The organism is Hyphomicrobium sp. (genome assembly GCF_019753045.1).
GTDB lineage: Bacteria > Pseudomonadota > Alphaproteobacteria > Rhizobiales > Hyphomicrobiaceae > Hyphomicrobium_B.
In genome coordinates this window covers 240,157-256,625 of sequence record NZ_JAIELN010000009.1, presented here as the reverse complement: position 1 = coordinate 256,625, position 16,469 = coordinate 240,157, and the positions used below count along the sequence as shown (strand labels likewise).

At 58.5% G+C, this 16,469-nt stretch carries 16 protein-coding genes; 5 read left to right on the top strand and 11 right to left on the bottom strand.

Annotated features, from left to right (window positions below):
- A partial coding sequence (locus tag K2Q04_RS22225; RefSeq protein WP_366935753.1) for a hypothetical protein occupies nt 1-108 on the top strand: 108 nt, incomplete at its 5' end.
- Nucleotides 109-146: 38 nt separating this feature from the next.
- Here the strand turns inward: K2Q04_RS22225 and K2Q04_RS12220 are convergent.
- From K2Q04_RS12220 to K2Q04_RS12185, 8 genes are all read right to left on the bottom strand, one after another.
- Nucleotides 147-1,031, bottom strand: a complete 885-nt coding sequence (locus tag K2Q04_RS12220; protein ID WP_291163935.1) for a glycosyltransferase family 2 protein — start codon at nt 1,029-1,031, stop codon at nt 147-149.
- Between the two features lie 208 nt (nt 1,032-1,239).
- Complete coding sequence (locus K2Q04_RS12215; protein ID WP_291163932.1) at nt 1,240-1,899, bottom strand: hypothetical protein; 660 nt, start codon at nt 1,897-1,899, stop codon at nt 1,240-1,242.
- Between the two features lie 6 nt (nt 1,900-1,905).
- Entirely contained in the window at nt 1,906-3,306 is a 1,401-nt protein-coding gene (locus tag K2Q04_RS12210) for a selenium-binding protein SBP56-related protein (protein ID WP_291163930.1), read from the bottom strand.
- Between the two features lie 95 nt (nt 3,307-3,401).
- Nucleotides 3,402-4,175, bottom strand: a complete 774-nt coding sequence (locus K2Q04_RS12205) for an ABC transporter ATP-binding protein (protein ID WP_291163927.1) — start codon at nt 4,173-4,175, stop codon at nt 3,402-3,404.
- The gene (locus K2Q04_RS12200) at nt 4,172-4,993 is read right to left on the bottom strand and encodes an ABC transporter permease (protein WP_291163924.1); all 822 of its coding nucleotides are present in this window, start codon (nt 4,991-4,993) and stop codon (nt 4,172-4,174) included. The genes K2Q04_RS12205 and K2Q04_RS12200 overlap by 4 nt, the downstream gene beginning before the upstream one ends.
- A 15-nt stretch (nt 4,994-5,008) precedes the next feature.
- The gene (locus K2Q04_RS12195; RefSeq protein ID WP_291163921.1) at nt 5,009-6,073 is read right to left on the bottom strand and encodes a putative urea ABC transporter substrate-binding protein; all 1,065 of its coding nucleotides are present in this window, start codon (nt 6,071-6,073) and stop codon (nt 5,009-5,011) included.
- A 44-nt stretch (nt 6,074-6,117) separates the two neighbouring features.
- Nucleotides 6,118-7,434: an NtaA/DmoA family FMN-dependent monooxygenase gene (locus K2Q04_RS12190; RefSeq protein ID WP_291163918.1), complete on the bottom strand. Its 1,317-nt coding sequence runs from the start codon at nt 7,432-7,434 to the stop codon at nt 6,118-6,120.
- Nucleotides 7,435-7,488: 54 nt separating this feature from the next.
- A complete protein-coding gene (locus K2Q04_RS12185) occupies nt 7,489-8,955 on the bottom strand; it encodes a tetratricopeptide repeat protein (protein WP_291163915.1) in 1,467 nt (488 codons plus the stop codon).
- A gap of 645 nt (nt 8,956-9,600) precedes the next feature.
- On the opposite strand from K2Q04_RS12185, the gene K2Q04_RS12180 reads away from it, so the two are divergent.
- Nucleotides 9,601-9,906 carry a hypothetical protein gene (locus K2Q04_RS12180; RefSeq protein ID WP_291163912.1) on the top strand — a complete coding sequence of 102 codons (306 nt, stop codon included), beginning with the start codon at nt 9,601-9,603 and terminating at the stop codon, nt 9,904-9,906.
- Between the two features lie 102 nt (nt 9,907-10,008).
- Here K2Q04_RS12180 and K2Q04_RS12175 read toward each other — a convergent pair whose 3' ends face one another.
- Nucleotides 10,009-10,371 carry a hypothetical protein gene (locus K2Q04_RS12175; protein WP_291163909.1) on the bottom strand — a complete coding sequence of 121 codons (363 nt, stop codon included), beginning with the start codon at nt 10,369-10,371 and terminating at the stop codon, nt 10,009-10,011.
- 223 nt (nt 10,372-10,594) lie between these two features.
- Nucleotides 10,595-10,993, bottom strand: a complete 399-nt coding sequence (locus K2Q04_RS12170; RefSeq protein WP_291163906.1) for an MOSC domain-containing protein — start codon at nt 10,991-10,993, stop codon at nt 10,595-10,597.
- A gap of 476 nt (nt 10,994-11,469) precedes the next feature.
- Between K2Q04_RS12170 and K2Q04_RS12165 the strand changes: the two genes are divergently transcribed.
- From K2Q04_RS12165 to K2Q04_RS12155, 3 genes are all read left to right on the top strand, one after another.
- Entirely contained in the window at nt 11,470-14,007 is a 2,538-nt protein-coding gene (locus K2Q04_RS12165) for a TonB-dependent receptor (protein ID WP_291163903.1), read from the top strand.
- A gap of 634 nt (nt 14,008-14,641) precedes the next feature.
- Entirely contained in the window at nt 14,642-15,331 is a 690-nt protein-coding gene (locus tag K2Q04_RS12160; protein ID WP_291163900.1) for a DUF2076 domain-containing protein, read from the top strand.
- A gap of 314 nt (nt 15,332-15,645) precedes the next feature.
- Nucleotides 15,646-15,879, top strand: a complete 234-nt coding sequence (locus K2Q04_RS12155) for a general stress protein (protein ID WP_291163897.1) — start codon at nt 15,646-15,648, stop codon at nt 15,877-15,879.
- Between the two features lie 109 nt (nt 15,880-15,988).
- Here K2Q04_RS12155 and K2Q04_RS12150 read toward each other — a convergent pair whose 3' ends face one another.
- Nucleotides 15,989-16,429 carry a diacylglycerol kinase gene (locus K2Q04_RS12150; RefSeq protein WP_291163894.1) on the bottom strand — a complete coding sequence of 147 codons (441 nt, stop codon included), beginning with the start codon at nt 16,427-16,429 and terminating at the stop codon, nt 15,989-15,991.
- Nucleotides 16,430-16,469: the final 40 nt, after the last annotated feature.

Below are 16,469 nucleotides of genomic sequence, written 5' to 3'. Positions count from 1 at the left end.
AAGGTGCCGGTCGAAATCATCGAAGTGCAGATCGGCTCGTACCTCGGCGAGGACGACATCATGCGCACCGACGACATCTATCATCGCCAGCCCGAAGAGACGAAGTGAGGCGCGCTAGGGCTAAAGGGACAGCGAAATGCGGGCCCCTACTTGTGAACGGGGAATTCGGGTCTGCCTCTGCTGTAGCCATAGAGGACCCCGTTTGCCCAAGCTATTCTGAGGCGGGCTCCCGCGAAATCGCCGGTCGCGACGCACCAAGCGCCTCGGAGCGAGGTTTTCGCAATTTTTCCCAATATGTAGGGCGGCGGATAGCGATACTTGCGAATGAGGTAGCCGAAGCCTCGCCCATAGGCGGTGGTTCTGCGAGCTCTCTCGGCAATAGGGGCGCCATCATCGATCGGGTCATGATAGATCGTGAGCTCCGGAAAATACCATCCGGCCGCTCCCTTGCCGAGAGCACGCAGAAGAAAGTCCGTCTCTTCGCCCGATTGGAAGTCGCTCGCTGCGCCGAGGCCCAGTCCTTCGTCGAAGTTCAGCGATTGCGCGAGCATGCGTTCGATGAAAATCGTATTGGAGTTGCCGGCCTCGAAAATGTTTTCGCGCGTTATCAGTGCTTCCTCGGTCAGCATGACCGTTACGTCGTGTCCTTCGGGATCGATAGACCGGCCTGTGATGATGTTGAGCTTCGAATTCCTCCGGAAGGTGTCCAGCACTTCTTCGACAACCGTCGGCCGATACCAGACGTCATCGTCCGGAAACCCGACATATCGGCCGGAACTCGCTGCGAGGCCGATGTTTCTTGCCCGTGACAGGCCCGGCTGCGAGCGCAAGTGTCTTATGCGGAGTGCGGGAAATTTCTGGATCGTCGCGTCCAGGAATCCTTCCGGATTTTGATCGACGATAATGACTTCAAAGTTCTTGCGCGTTTGCGCGTTCAATGAATGCAGCAGGCGTTCGAGCGGCTTCACGCGGCCCAAAGTGCAGACGAGAAGCGTAAGAAGAACCGCTTGCGGGGCATCGTTTGCCATCATCAGATTTTCCGTTACGCTGGCAAAGATCTGAGGTCCTGCGAGATCTGCTTGAACCTAACTCAAGCATAGTTCGTTGCCACTAGGCATAACGATCGACAGTTAGCTGAAGATGTCGTTGGCCGTCGCGGTATGCGCAGCGCGCTTAATAAATGGCATCAATCTTAGGGATCTCGTTGCTTCAAAATTGGTGCAACGTTGAGAGATCGTCTCAAATGGATCCGGCGACGGCGACGAGCCCGACTGCGATCAGGCTTCCGGCCCAAAAGGCGTCGAGATTGATCCAGGCTTTGGAGAGGATCTGCAAGCCGAAATAGCGATAGACGGCCCATGCTACGACACCGCCGGCCGCAATCATGGCTAGGGCGTGCACCGCCGAGACGAGGACCGCCAAGCCAAGGTTGCTTGCAATTATCGACATCGCGCCGTCGTGGTCCATCATTGACGACGGCTTCGTTGTGCAGAGCCCGAGATACATCGGGACCAGCATCAAGCCGGCCCCATGAGCAATGGCGATGGCAAAAGACCAGAGACCGAGCTCTGCCGGCGGGATGCGTGCGAGTATGCGCGGATGCCGGCGATAGATGTACAACAGAACGCCGACGCCGATGACGATCATGGCGGCCGCGAGCCGGATCTCGTGATTCCAATATTGCAGGGCAGTCAGCATGCCGAAGGGCAATAAAATGACGCCCATCGCCAGGAAGTGACCGCCGGCGAGTGGCGCCAGTGCGCCAAAGAGCGCCGACGGCCGGCGTTCCATCAGACCGGCAGCCACCGCGAGCGGCCAACCCATGCCGGGGTTGAGCCCGTGATAAACTCCGCTCGCAACGACCGCGAGCCAGAGCGCGGTGTTCCAGCCGTCATCCATCGTCAATCAAGCCGAGGAATAGCAGAACGAGTCGGTTGAGCAATCGCCGCCCTCGAGCCGTACCTGGTGCGTGCGATATCCGTCGGGAACCTCAACCTGGAAGGCCTTATCGAAGGTGATGCCTCCCGCCGGATTGACGTTGACGAGCGCCATGGCTCCCGGCACGCCCGCCGGATAGAATTGATCATCCCACGTCGAATAGAGCGAGTTCGTTACGTAGACGCGTTTTCCGTCGCGACTGATTTCGAGCATTTGCGGTCCACCCGCGAAGGCTGTCCCGTTGGGCAAAGCGGCTTTCCGGACGATGCCTCCGGCGTGGACGCTGCCGACAAGTTTCGGCTTTCGCGGGGTGGTGACATCATACTGGCGAAGCTCGCCAGTTCCCCAGCACGCGACATAAAGAAATTTGTCGTCCAGCGAGAGATCGATGTCCGTTATCAAGGGGGGAACCGCGCCAAAGCCTTTCAGAAGGGGCGGCAACAAAGAGGGATCCGCTGCTTCAGCCGGGATCGTCGCCGTCTTCTCGATACGGAACTCTGACCCTTCGCGCCACCACGTCCAGATTGATCCCTCGAGGTTCGTGGTATCGACGACGACGCCGAGGAAGCCATATTCGCGCGCGGGATCATGCGCGGGGCGCACTTCGAGCGCCATTTGATGATTGGCGCCGAGATCGATGGTTTGTACGTTGCGGCGGGCGCGCAAATTCCAGAAGTGGACGTGATGGCCGTACTTGTTGGCGAGCAGGTCTTCCGGAACGATGCCGTTTTCAAATTGCGGCGGCAGGCCCCACTCGCTGCTCACCATGTAGTCGCGCGGCAGGTTCCACCAGAAATCATAATGTAGAAGCTGCGGTCCGCGATCGATCTCCCAACGGCCGAGGACATCGAATGTCTCGCAGTCGAGAATGAAGATGCCTGGCGGTCCATCGGTGCCGTCGGGACCCGCGCCGCCAAGCGTGCTGACGTAGATGCCATCCGGCCCGCAATGTACGGTATGCGGGCGCGAATATCCGGTTTTGTGAAAGATCTCTTCCGGTTCGATGATCTTGTGAATTTTTGCCTGGGTTGGGTGCGGCTTCGTGTCGATGATGTACAGCCGCGACGATCGGAGCCCCGGGATGATCAGGTATCGTCTCTCGAGAAATGTGTGGCCAGTGAGTGGCGACAGAGCCGACGAGCATGCGTTCCATCCAAAATGATGGAACTCGTCGCCTTTGTTCGGCATCGTCACCGTGTGGACGATTTTTCCATACTGGGCGGACGAGGGATCGACTTCGACAATGGCGAGCGCGTCAGGCTTGGAGAAATCCGGACTGAGAAGAAGAGTGTAGGCGAACTTCTCGGGCGGGGCTTCGCTGGCGAGCTTCGGAGATGCGTGAAAGGTTGGATCGGGTCTCTGGACCATTACTAATCTCCGTTGCGTTGGTCGTCCCCAACCGCATGTGAGCGCAGATGCTTTGTATGGGGCGGCGTTAAACGTGGGGAATATGCCGTTTTAAATTAGCGGTATTTCCGCTTTTTCTGCCGCGCTGCCGGACTGCTTCTCTTATTCGCAAAAGATGTCACGACAGCGGAGGCTGATTCAAGCGATCCTTCAGAAGCGATCGTTCCCCCGCCACCCGCGGCAAATCCAAAGGTTACGAGCCGTGTTGCGAGCGTGTGCGCTTCTGCGAGATCGTGTGTCACCATGACGATCGTCGTGCGGCTTTCGCGCCAAAGCCGGAGAACGACGCGGTGCAGTTGGGCTCGAGTTTCCGGATCCAGCGCACCGAAAGGCTCATCAAGCAGCAATACTTTCGGGCGGCAGATGAGAGCTTGCGCGAAGGCTAAACGCTGGCGCATTCCTCCCGATAGTTGGCTCGGGTATTTCGATGCCGCCTGCTCGAGGCCGACATCGGCAAGGGCCTGCTTCGCCTCCTCAATCTGCTTCTTGCGTTCCTCACCAAAGATGCGGCCGAGAAACCGTGAGCGCTTGAACTGCGGCCCGACAAGCACGTTTTGCAATGCCGTCTTGTGGGGGAAGACCGAATAATCCTGGAATACGACGCCGCGATCGGGAGCGGGGAAGGGAGAGATCGGAGCGCCGTCAATCGTGATTTCTCCAGCGCTGGGTTGCAACTGGCTGAGGAGCAAACGGATAAACGTCGTCTTTCCGCTTCCCGATGGGCCGGTAACAACACAGAACTCACCGCTCGCGACGTCGAGATTTACGTCGGTGAGGACGGGGTGCCCGTCGATGACGACGTTCAGATTGCGGACGGAAATCTGGCTCATCTCGTGCTTCCAGGCTGTGACCATGGTGAGAGCCGCTTCGCCCCCCATCGCAACGCAAGGTCGAGCGTAAATGCTAGTAAGCCAATCCAGATGACGTAGGGGATGATGACGTCCATCGCCATATATCGCCGGACGAGAAAGATGCGGTATCCAAGGCCGCTTTGCGCGGCGATTGCCTCCCCAGACAACACGAAGAGCCATGCCGGCCCGAGGCTCAGCCGAATGCTTTCGAGAAGGCGCGGAAAGATTTGCGGCAGCACGATGTGGAGCGTGATCAGCCATGTCGATCCGTAAAGCGTCTGCGCCTTGATCAGCATTTCCTTCGGAATTTCCTGGGTTCGCGCGGCGATGTCCCTCGCAATAAACGGCGCGATGCCTATCACGATCAGGATGATTTTCGAGACGTCGCCCAATCCGAACGCGATGAACAATATGGGCAGAAGCGTAATCGGCGGAATGATCGAAAGCATCGCGATGAACGGTGCAAGCGTTGCGCGCGCAAGAGGCATCAGGCCGACGGCGACGCCAATGCACAGACCGATAATGGCAGCAATCCCGAGCCCTACACCCAGCCGTTCGAGGCTGGCCAGCGTGTCGGCCACAATGACGAGGTGACCCGAAATCGGATCCGGCTCGAAGCCGACGCGCTGAAGTCCGCTGAGCATCGTCGCGAGCGACGGCAGGAGATTGTCGCGTGCATTGACGAGCAGCCGTTCCGCCGACGCGAACGCGTAAACGCTCGCGACGGCGATGAAGGGAGCGGCCCCGAGGGCAATCGTCAGCCCTTGGGACGGCTTCGTGTTCAATAGGCGGGCCATCGAAATCGGATCCGCTTAGAGTTTGCCGGCTGCTGCGAGTTCCAAGACGGACCTGTCGAAGCGCAGCAGGACATTCTTGGAATCTCCGACGACTTCGCCGTTTGGAAGTTCGATGCCGATGGCATTGGCATCCTTCACGTCCTTGCCGAGGAGATTGTAGCGATGAGCGAAATCGCGAACTCGGATGAGCGTATCCTTGGTTTCCGGCCTTTCGGCGAATGCGAGGGCGGCTTTGGCGTCGGAGAAGAGGACGACGGACTTCAATTGCTGTTCATAGCCTGCCGCATCGGTGGCAGAAGCGGTCGCGAGAGCTTTGATGACGCCAGCGCGCTCCGGTGACGTGCCGTTGATGATGCCGACTGTTTCGTACCAAGCGCCGAGGAGGGCTTTGGCGACATCGGGGTTTTCCTTCAGCTTGCTCGTGCGCAGGAGAACGGACTCGAAGATTTCTCCGTTGATCTTCGACGAGTCGAAGACGATGTGAGCGTCGCCGGATTTCTGAATCTGCTCGACCTGCGGGTTCCACGCGACGATCGCTGAGACGTCGGGACTCTTATAGGCCGCCACGAAATCGGCATCCGACGTATTCACGCGCTTGACGTCGTCTGGTTTCAGATTGCCGGTTTCGAGCGCACGATCGAGCAGATAGTGCGATACTGAAAACTCGACGAGATGGACCGTCTGGCCTTTGATGTCGGCGAGCTTGTCCTTGTTCTTCAGGATGATGGCATCGGCGCCGTTCGAGTAGTCGATGGGGAAGATTGTCGTGTCGACGCCGTTGGCCACGGGAATTGAATAGACGTCGGCAATGCTGCCGAGGACGCCATCGAGTCCTCCAGCCGAATATTGATTGAGCGACTCGACGTAGTCATTCAGCTGCACGAGCTCGATGTTGACGTTGTACTTGTCGGCCCACTTTTTGAGGATGCCGCTCTGCTGCGCATACCCCCATGGCATCCAAGGCGTAAAGACGATCCAGCCGAGCTTGAACGTTGGCTTTTCAGCCGCGTGAACGGATTGAGTGCCGGCTTGCAGGAGCGCTGCAAATGCCAGAACGGCGGCAAGTATTGTTCGTTTCATGACAGTTCCTCGTGAGGGCTAGGGAGAAGGGTCGGGTCGATGCTTCAGAATGCTCGTAGGTTTTCGCGAAGTGTTTTGTGTGTGTAGCCGTCGCGGACCAGTCCCCTGCGTTGCAGGGCCGGAACGAGACCGTCCGTCACTTCCGCGATATGGCGGCGGTTGGTGGAGAGGCTCGGCGTCGTGATCAAAAAGCCGTCGCCGCCGACCTGCTCGATTGCCTCACCCATTTGATCGGCAACTTGGTCGGGCGTTCCGACGAGTTCGATCGAGGCGCAGATTCCGCCGGAGGCTTCGACGACTAGTTGGCGCAGCGTTTTGCTGGTGCCCCATTGCTGGAACATATCCAGCGAGCCTTGCTCGCCGTTCGTAACGAGCCGTTCCGGCAGAGGTTTTTCCAGATCGAACTTTTTGAAGTCGATGTCGGTGATGGCCGATATCAATGCGAGGTTCTGCTCGATGAAGCCGGGAGCTTCCGTGATGCGCTCGTGCCTGTCGCGTGCTTCGCGTTCGGTTTCTCCGAGCACGGGCGTCACGAGGAACATCACCTTGACGTCATCGGGGTTGCGTCCGTGCTTCCTGGCGCGGGCGCGTATGTCGTCGCGGTATTCCTTCATTCCAGCGACGCCGCCGCTGACTGCGATGATGGCATCGGCATACCGTGCCGCGAAGTCGCGGCCTGTCGGCGAACCACCGGCTTGCAGAAGCGTCGGACGTCCTTGCGGCGACCGTGCGGTGTTCAAGGGACCGCGTGATTTGAAATATTTGCCCTCGAAGTTGATCGTGTGGACCTTCTTGAAGTCGGCGTAGGTTCCCGATGCGCGGTCGCGAATGATGGCGCCGTCTTCCCAGGAATCGAAAAGCTTGAAAACGAGGTCCATGTATTCGTGGGCTCGTTCGTAGCGCTCTTCTCTGGGCGGTAAGCGATCCAGGCCGAAGTTCTGCGCGGCGGCGTTTTCGGCGCTCGTCACGATGTTCCAGCCGAAGCGTCCGCCAGCCAAGTGGTCGATGGTCGAGCACAGGCGTGCCAGGAGAAACGGCGGATAGCCGAGTGTCGACATGGTCGCGACCACACCGAGATTTTTGGTCGATGCCGCGAGCAAGGTCGCTAGCGGAACCGGATCATGCTTCGGCGCCATGCCGAGGGCGTGCTTCAGGTACACCTCGAAACTGCCGCCGTATGCTTCGGGAATGGCGAGCTTGTCCTCGAGCATGATGAAGTCGAAGCCGGCGCGATCCAGAGATTGAGCCATCTCGATGTGAAACTTGCCGTCCCAGGAATTGCCGCCGTTCGAGAATGGCTCGTTCCACTCGTCGGGCGTGAAGTTCGTGAACCAACCCAAGTGGAATTTTTTCGATGACACGGAGAGTTCGTCCTTTTTGACTTTTGGCGAAGGAAGGGGGGGGCCGTTGTCGCGTCAGTGCTGAAAAGCGGAGGCGGTCGAGGCGGGGTTGCTTCGCGGTTCTTGCCAATCGAGGCGCCGCAAGATCTCATCTTTCAGCGATAGAGATCGTGCGTTGCTCTCGCCGGTACGCTCAAGAGCTTGCGACAGGCGAAGCGCTTCGGCCATTTTCGACCAGTTGTACGGATTGTTCGGATTGAGGTTGACGCGTTCAGATGCGAGCGCTGCGGCCAAGTTCGAGCTGCCGCTTCTGATAGCTGCCTCAAGCAGCGTCCGATCGATTACATCGCGCTGGGCTTCGGAGCCGCCGAACTCGATCGCGTTCTCGCGAACGCCGTAAAGAAGTTCGAGTGCCGTCTCGTATCGCTCTTCGGCGAAAGCGACGAGTGCTTTCACGAGCGGGAGACCGACGCGAACCGTGTTGTCATAATTGTTCGTGCCTTGATGACCGTCGGTGACGTATTGCTCGAGTCGGCTTACCACCGCGCGCGCATCAGCGATGCGGCCGCTGCCGACGTAGGCCATGACAGCATGCACATCGTTGAAGACGTAGAAGGGATCCGACGCCAAGGCATCCCAGGCATCGGCGAGTTCGGCAAAGCGATCCGCAACAGGAACCCGCTGAAGATGAAGACGCCACAGCAAAGACGATGCATCGAGCAGGACCAGGGCGATCTTCGGTGAGTCCTGATTGAAGATGGCCTTGTCATAGATTTCGAAAGCGGCTGCGTAGTTGCCGATATCGGTGTTGAACAGCGACTTGTGCCACCAATTGTGCGCGCTAAAGAGATTGCCTTCCGCCCAATCACCGCTGCGCTCGTTCATGAAGCGAAGGCCGTCGGCGATTGCGCCCCGCATCTCGAAGCTGTGCGTTACGGCGTGTAGCGCCCAAACGTCGTCGGGGCGAACGCTCAGCGCGATCAGGCCGTGCTCTTCGGCTCGTTCAAACTGGCCGTTCTCTTCAAGGCCGAAGGCGTAGCATCCCTGCACGATGCCATAGTGGGGATCCGATGGCGTCCACGCATTCAGTTGGCGTGCGATGCGATCGCGCAAACTTCTTTTGTTGCCAGCGAAGAAATCCAGCTCGTGGCCGATCCGGAGCGCCAGAATATCGCGCGGTTCATCGAGGCCGAGCCGATCGAGAATGCGCGCGGACTTTCGCAGATCGCCGCCGATCCATGCCTCGATTGCCGCCGCGTGATGCCGCTCCCTACTCGAGAGCTTTTCGATATCGACCTTCGTCTTCAGTTCGTTGAGCGTGTTCTTTGCGCGCTCGGCGAACTGAGGTTCGGTCATGAAAAGATCGAGATAGGCCCGTGCGAAATAGGGAAGGGCGAAGCCGGGATTTTCCTCGATCGTCTTGTCGAGCGTCGAAAGAACCGAGGATTTGAAGTAGACCAATTCGTCGAGAGCGCTGCGAAAAAGCGCTGCGCCTTTTTCGGTTGCACCGGTGAGTGCCAGTCCTTGTTGGTCGATTTCCATAGACGTTCTCTTTTCTTCAAGTCCCTTACGCGCGCGAATCCTTACGTTCGCCGCACGTGTCGTTCGGGCGAATGCGTTGTGAAACGCATCTTGTGATTTATGCGGCGGCTTCAGCGGAAGGTGCGTTCCGCGATACACAGTGCGCTGGAGTGCCCGGAACTTGGGCAGCACCTTCGCGACGGCCGATTTAGATCATCTGTCAATGTCCACACCGCAGCTCTCAAAAACGGAGATTGATTTACTCACGAGAAATGAATGTGAGAACTGAATAGAATTTCTAAGCTTAGATCGATGCTTGCAGCATTGTCTTCCGTGCACGCTGCGTCATTCCGAAAGTCAGGCTCGGTTCAGAGTTCCTTCCGCGTTGAACCGCACGAATGCTTCTAAGCTCAGATAAATTTCTGAAATTCGATGTTGGAGGCGGCCGATGGTGGCGTTTGCCGGTCCTGGTCCTAGGCCGCTCTCGCACGTTCAAGTTCTTTGCATGCGACGTGGCCGGGTGTGCGCCCTCAGTATCGATGATGGCGAGTTTGCGGCGAGGTTCCTAATGGCAGTTGAACTGTCTATTCAGCATCGGTTCCGGGACACCGGTGTTGAATGCTCTCCAATCAAGCGGCATTAAGCGCGCTTGAGGGAGACAAAGTCATGAAACGCACTCTTGCACTTTTGCCGGTCGCGGTTGCCCTGATGACGTTCGGAGGAATGGCCGAGGCAAAGGCGGACTTCGCAGTGGGCAATAAGATCAATCGCGGCGTCTCATCCGTCCAACAGGTCCGTGATGGCGGGTATTACGAAGGCCGCCGTCCCTGGTGGCGTCACGAGCGTCGGTGGGGCTCCCGTGATGACGGCTGGCGCCGAAACTGGCGTGGCTATAACCGGTTCGATCGGGATCGCGACCGTTACGGTTGGAACGACAGGCGCGATTGGCGCGGCGATAGCCGCTGGCGATAAAAGTTTTGCGCGAGGCCAATTGGCCTGATGGAGCGGCAGGGACGCGCAAGCGCTTCTGCCGCTTTTTTCATTGTACCGGTTCGCGTTTAAGCCGGCGATCGATCAGGGCAGGAACGGACAGTAAAGCGAGCGAAAGCTCACCTCGTCGCCTTCAACGGAAAACCCCCGCCACATCGGATATTCGCTGGTGGGATTGCGTTCCTTCACGCAGCCTTGGACGACATGCGACGTCCATGAGCGAACGCGCTCCTCGGCCACGCGGACTTGCGCGAAGACAGCGCCCGAGGGATAGGCGAGCTGGTTGAGGACTTGGTGCTTCGCCGTCGTAACCATCCTGTCCTCATGCGACGGCAGGAACAGGCTGACGAGGGCCACGATCAGGATGCCGATGCCAAGAAGACTTGCGGCGGTCGCTGGAGAGGACGTGGATTTGCGGATTAGTAAATTCGCGGAGGGGAGAGGCACCGGGCATTTTCCCAAAAGTGAAATGACGCAACGACTTTCACAACATCAGCCGGGCCCTTAAGCCTGCGTAAAATATTCCATTGGGTTTGCGATGGTCGGGACAATGACCGGGAGAAAGCGGGACGATGGCTAACGTGCCTTGCCTATATGCTCGTCGGGGGCTTTAAAGCCGCTCGAAATCTAGAATAAAATTTGAACGATCTGGCGGATCGGTACTGGACGCTCAAGCGAGACGACCGAGCCGCTCGATGCTGTCGCCGATCCGTATCTTGCCGCCCTCGATGATCCTTGCAGTCAGGCCGCCGCGGCCGCGGACGGCATTGTAACCACCCGGCCCGAGGTTTGCTTCCATCTGACTGCAGGGTGCGCACTCGCCGGTCGTCTCCAGCGTCGTCGATCCAATTCGGAAGCTACCACCTTTGAGGGCGATCAGGTTGATGCTGCGGGTTACAAGGTTTCGGCGCAGCAGTTCCGGAACGACAGCCTCCTTGCCGAGAAACGATGCGATCGCGGCAATATCTTCCGCGGCGACGAGCGTGACCTGACGCGGACCGTTGCGTTCCGTGCGGTAGCGGTCCCCCTCGATGCCCCGTTGCGAAATCAAGGTCGCCGTAGTGGGCATGATCATGGGCGCGTTACGTGATGGGCGAAGTCCTATCCACACGAGTTCACCTGGACCCATCGGTCCGGCCAGCAATTTTGCCAACATGGACTGAGGTGGCGGTGAAGATGCCGGTTTGGTCATTTGGGTGGCCACAGTGCTCGGACGAAGGACCAAGGAGGTTTGCGTGGGACTTGGTCGATCTTTCTTCGCGGGCATGAGAGATGCAAGTCGAAGTGCAGCGGTGGCCATAGTTCCCGGTTAGAAAGGGACTTTTTCCCGATTGTGGAGTTTTTGTTGCAACAATGTCACGGGGGCTCAGGAAGAGGGCTTCCCGGGAAAAACTCCGGCCGATCCTTGGATTGACCCACGCTGACAAAAACCTTTTCCCTGGTCCGGGCATATGGCCGGAGTCGGCCATTGGGGGAGTTGCGCTGCGAATTAATGCTTTGGCCAGCATTTCGAGTAGCGCCAATAAAAATGGGAAGTTTGGGGATATGACTCGTGAATTGTTCGCTTCGGCGGCTGCCGTGGCACTTTTGATGGGCGGGGGCGGGAGTTTTGCCATCGCACAGGACGCGGGGAATGCAGGATCGGCGACACCTCCGCCGGCAGCAAACGAGACGCTTCCCGAAGTTCAGGTCATTCAGGAAAAGCAGGCGCCCAAGGCGAAGCCGGTCAAGCAGGCAAAGAAACCTGCGGCCACCCCACCCGTGGTTGCCGCGCCGGTGAGTTCAGACGACTTTGCTGAGCAGACCGAGGCAACCTCCGTGAAGATGTCGCCGATGGGCGGCAGTGAAATTCCGGTCAACAAGGTTCCCGGCAGTGTCTTCCAGGTGAATTCCGCCGATATCAAGAGAGACGGAACGGTCATCATTCAGGAAGCGCTTCAGAGCCAGATCCCGGGCGTGATCCTTGGCGACCTGCAAGGCAACCAGTTCCAGACCAACATACAATTCCGTGGTTTCGAGGCGTCGCCGGTGAACGGCGTCCCGCAGGGTCTCGCGGTCTATCAGAACGGCGTCCGGATAAACGAAGCCTTCGGCGATATCGTCAACTGGGACTTCCTGCCGTCGAATGCGATCAACAATGTTGCGGTGGTGACCGGCAATCCCGTATTCGGTCTCAACGCGCTCGGCGGCGCTGTGGTCGTCGATATGAAGGACGGTTTCAACTATCAGGGCGCAGAGATCGACACGCGCTTTGGTTCGTTCGGCCGGAAGCAGGTCTCGACCGAAGCCGGGTTGAACAAAGGCAACTGGGGTGTTTACGGAGCATTCGAGGCCATCAACGACGATGGCTTCCGTGACTTCTCCGACGCTGAGGTCCGCAGAGGTTACTTCGACCTCGGCGTCAAAGGCGATGGCGCGGAGTTCCATTTCAATTTCACCGGCGCGGCCAACCAGGTTGGCGTGACGGCCGCGGCGCCCGAGCAGCTGCTCGACATCAGCAGGCAGTTGACGTTCACTTCGCCGCAAACGACCGACAACGAAATGCAAATGTACTCGTTGAACGGCAAGGTGAAGGCGACGGATACCCTGACGTTCTCGGGTGTCACGTATTATCGCCATTTCAGACAGAGCCACGTGGACGGCAACCTGTTCGAAGAACCGGGTAACTGCGGCGGAAACCTCTGCTCAGACGGGGAAGAGGTCTTCAATGCCGCCACGGGCGATCCGATCCCGTTCCAGAATGGCGTCGCTTACGCCTCTATCGACCAGACGTCGCAGAATGCTGACGGCGCGGGTATCAGCCTTCAGGCCACCGAGAAGGCCAGGCTCTTCGGTCACGAAAACCAGTTCGTGATCGGCACCAGTTACGATCGTGGCAGAGTGGCCTATACGGCGAAAAGCGAACTCGGGTTCATGCAACCCAAATTCGTTGTCGACGGTCAGGGCGTCATCATGACGAACGATGACTTGTTCCCGCGGGCGCTGTCGACGACGAACGATTATTTCGGAGCTTTCTTCGTCGATACGTTCAACATCACCGATAAGCTCGCGCTGACGGTCGGTGGCCGTTTCAACTACGCGCGTATCGAGCTGGAAAATGCCGGCGATCCCGACAACGAAGAGCTGAACAAGCTCAACGGCGTCAACAAGTATAGCCGCTTCAATCCCTCAGCCGGCCTGACCTACACATTCAACCCGGCTTTGAATTGGTACGGCGGTTATTCGGAAGCCAACCGCGCGCCGACGGCGGCGGAGATCGCCTGCTCCGATCCTGAGAATCCGTGCCTGATCGAGAGCTTCCTGACGTCGGATCCGCCGTTGAAGCAGGTCGTGTCTCGCACGTGGGAAACCGGTTTGCGGGGTACGGTCAATAACTGGAACGGATCGCAGTGGGATTGGGGCATCGGCCTGTTCCGCACTGAGAACTCTGACGACATCATGAGCGCTGCCTCCACTGCGACAGGCCGCGGTTACTTCCAGAACGTCGGCACGACTTTGCGCCAAGGCGTGGAGGCAAACGTTGCCTACCGTTCGAAGCGCCTTTTTGCCTACGCGAACTACACCTACAACGACGCCACGTTCCAATCCGGGATTCCGTTCTTCCCGGCCCCGAACCATCCTGACGGTCCCGGCGTCTTCCCATGCCCTGACGATCCGGAGGGTGGGGACACCGGAAACTGCACCGCCATCCATAAGGGCGATCGTCTTGCGGGCATTCCGGCTCACACGTTCAAGACAGGTTTCGATTACTGGATGACGCCGAAGTGGAAATTCGGTGCCGACCTGGTCGCCGCAAGTTCGCAGTTCTTCTTTGAGGATCAGGCTAACCTCTCGCGGCCGCTGGCGGGTTACGCCAAGGTCAACCTGCACACGTCTTACGACGTGACGGACCACATCCAGGTCTACGGGTTGATCGAGAACCTGACGGACAAGCGCTACTCGCTCTACGGGACGTACTTCAACGTGGACGAGGCCAACGAACTCGAGGACGTAACCGGTATCGAGTTCGACGAGAAAAACCCGCGGACCGTCGTTCCGGCCATCCCGTTCGCTGCTTACGGCGGCATAAAGGTAAAATTCTAAACTCTCTCCCGACTGCAAAGACTCGAAAAGCAAAAGCAGCCCTCGCGGCTGCTTTTGTTTTTGGGCGCGCCTTTCTCAAATGCCGGCGCCCGATGTGACAGGCGTGTAAAGCCGGCAAAGACAGGAAGTTTGAAGCTTAGAAGAGGGGGCCGCTCGCCAATTGGTGGACCAACACCAAGATGACGAGGTTGAGCACCAATAGGGCGCTTAGGGCCACTTTATCCATTGTCGTTCTCCCCGGAGACTGTGCAGGTAGAGTTATATGGCTTTTGCTCAGGGATGAATCGGCCATCCGGCCTATGCCGAGCCGAGCCGAGCCGAGCCGAGCCGAGCCGAGCTGGGGCGCCGGCCCAGGCCCCGGCTGTTATGGACTCTCGCTGTTCTGGACTTTTTAGCTAGTGCGAATAGCCGATGCAGGGCCGCCCCTCCGGGTGGCATTCTCGCAGCCGTTCGCCAAGCGTCGATCTACCGACATGAACCGGGCGTATGACACCTTTGACGGGTCAAGGAAGCCGCTGCGGCAGAACACAATTCCAGCGAAAAATTAATCTCAGGCCCCATGTCACTTTTCCGTTCCGTTCCTACATGCGGTTCTGAACGGTCGACAACGGCGTCTAATAAGGAGGCTAGCCTCATGAACGCGCAAGAAAAGCAGCTCATTGAAGATTTGTTTGCGCGACTCCGCAATTTTGATGGCGGCGAGAAAGATCAGGATGCCGAATGGCTTATCCAGGATCTGATCAGGCGCTCTCCGGATGCGCCGTACTATCTCGCCCAGACAGTGATTGTTCAGCAGCAGGCTCTTGAGCGCGCGGAAGCCCGCATGAGAGAGTTGGAAGCTGCCGCGCGGCAACCGCAGTCCACCGGACGCGGTGGAAGTTTCCTCGGCGGCTCGTCGGTGCCGCAGAGCGGCAGCCGGTATACGCCTTCGTATTCACCGCAGCAGGGGCCGGGTCCCGTGGCGCCTCCAGCCGCCAATCCATCGTCCAATAGTCCATGGGCTTCTCCCGCCCAGGCGGCTGGCGGCGGCGGAGGGTTTCTTTCCTCGGCGTTGTCGACAGCCGCAGGTGTCGCCGGCGGTGTCTTCCTCGCGGATGGAATTCGTAGCCTCTTTGGCGGCGGCCGTGCCTATGCCGGTGGCGACGCTACGAGTGCGGCCGATCAAAAGACGATCGACAATCTTCAGGACCAGGCGCAGGACGCTCGCGACGATGCCGATCAAGCGCAACGAGACTTGGCGGCCGACGACGCTGCGCAAGACGAGATGCAAGATGCCCAGGATGACGGTCAATACGATTGGGGCAGCGACGACTTCGACGTCTAATTGATCGATCCTCGCCTCGGCTTGCGTCGCAGGCCGAGGCTCTATGCGGCATGCTCGTGAAGGGACGGTTGGCGGGACACGCCGCTTGGCTCGCGCGAAGCTCCGCTTCGTGAAATTTCTTTCCAAAACGTGATGTACCGGCGAGGAGAATTATCGGAACCGACCTGAGAAGGCGAGGTTCATCCTTCAGTTGCCTTGTGGCGATCGGACCCCCACACGGACCGGCACACTTTTCTGGGCAATTCGCATTGTCTCGATTTTCGAGGCGAATTTTTCAAGGCGAAGATTTTTTCACTGAGGAAGGTAATTTTCAGATGGCGCAAGAGGACAGAACATCAAAGCGCGGCTTTGCATCCATGGATGCCGAAAAGCAGCGTGAGATTGCCCGCAAGGGCGGCGCAAGCGTTCCGGACAATGAGCGCAGCTTTTCGCGGAATCATGAACTTGCGTCTCAGGCCGGAAGGAAGGGCGGCCACGAGAGTGGCGGTAACTTCCGGAATGACCCACGGCGAGCGGCCGAAGCGGGCCGCAAAGGCGGACAACACTAGCGGCAGGATAACAACCTGCCATTAGTATTCTCACTCAACATTCCTTAGGCCGGATGCGTTCTGTGCATCCGGCCTTTGGCTTTTTCAAATGGAAGGAAAGCCCGGCGGCTCAAAGGGAAGGATTGGGGTGGCGATCGCCTTCTGCGCGTGCCGATGCCGTCAACCATTTGGGATTGAACCAGCGGTCCGCCGGGCCATCGTAGGGTAGGCGCGTTATATCCCAGTGGCTGACGAAGCGCGCGTAGATGTCCCAAACCGGCGGCCCGCCGCCGATAAAGACGACGCGGCCCGCGAATTGTTTAAGCGTCTCTTCCGGGTCCATGTGAGACCGCAGAACGAAGAGCGTGCGATCGGTGCGCGCGAAATCGGGGACGGCTCCAATGGTCTTCGGTCCGGCCATCAGAACATGGCCCCGAGTGATGTCGAAAAATCGAGCGACGTCGGCGACGTATTCAGGGTCCCGGTTGCCTTCCCACGGCAGCTCTCCATTGAGGCCAAGCTGACCGGACTGCCCGATCGCGCAGATGACCCTGACCACTGTTTGCTGCATTCGAATTCCTTTTTTCTTTTCTAGTTTCGCCGTTGGACCG

Bases quoted from the DNA above. Each gene is read 5' to 3' on its own strand.
- K2Q04_RS12210 (WP_291163930.1), bottom strand. From the start codon at position 3,306: ATGGTCCAGAGACCCGATCCAACCTTTCACGCATCTCCGAAGCTCGCC.
- K2Q04_RS12155 (WP_291163897.1), top strand. From the start codon at position 15,646: ATGGCGCAAGAGGACAGAACATCAAAGCGCGGCTTTGCATCCATGGAT.
- K2Q04_RS12180 (WP_291163912.1), top strand. From the start codon at position 9,601: ATGAAACGCACTCTTGCACTTTTGCCGGTCGCGGTTGCCCTGATGACG.
- K2Q04_RS12205 (WP_291163927.1), bottom strand. From the start codon at position 4,175: ATGAGCCAGATTTCCGTCCGCAATCTGAACGTCGTCATCGACGGGCAC.
- K2Q04_RS12165 (WP_291163903.1), top strand. From the start codon at position 11,470: ATGACTCGTGAATTGTTCGCTTCGGCGGCTGCCGTGGCACTTTTGATG.
- K2Q04_RS12220 (WP_291163935.1), bottom strand. From the start codon at position 1,031: ATGATGGCAAACGATGCCCCGCAAGCGGTTCTTCTTACGCTTCTCGTC.
- K2Q04_RS12200 (WP_291163924.1), bottom strand. From the start codon at position 4,993: ATGGCCCGCCTATTGAACACGAAGCCGTCCCAAGGGCTGACGATTGCC.
- K2Q04_RS12170 (WP_291163906.1), bottom strand. From the start codon at position 10,993: ATGCCCACTACGGCGACCTTGATTTCGCAACGGGGCATCGAGGGGGAC.
- K2Q04_RS12215 (WP_291163932.1), bottom strand. From the start codon at position 1,899: ATGGATGACGGCTGGAACACCGCGCTCTGGCTCGCGGTCGTTGCGAGC.
- K2Q04_RS12195 (WP_291163921.1), bottom strand. From the start codon at position 6,073: ATGAAACGAACAATACTTGCCGCCGTTCTGGCATTTGCAGCGCTCCTG.
- K2Q04_RS12150 (WP_291163894.1), bottom strand. From the start codon at position 16,429: ATGCAGCAAACAGTGGTCAGGGTCATCTGCGCGATCGGGCAGTCCGGT.
- K2Q04_RS12185 (WP_291163915.1), bottom strand. From the start codon at position 8,955: ATGGAAATCGACCAACAAGGACTGGCACTCACCGGTGCAACCGAAAAA.
- K2Q04_RS12160 (WP_291163900.1), top strand. From the start codon at position 14,642: ATGAACGCGCAAGAAAAGCAGCTCATTGAAGATTTGTTTGCGCGACTC.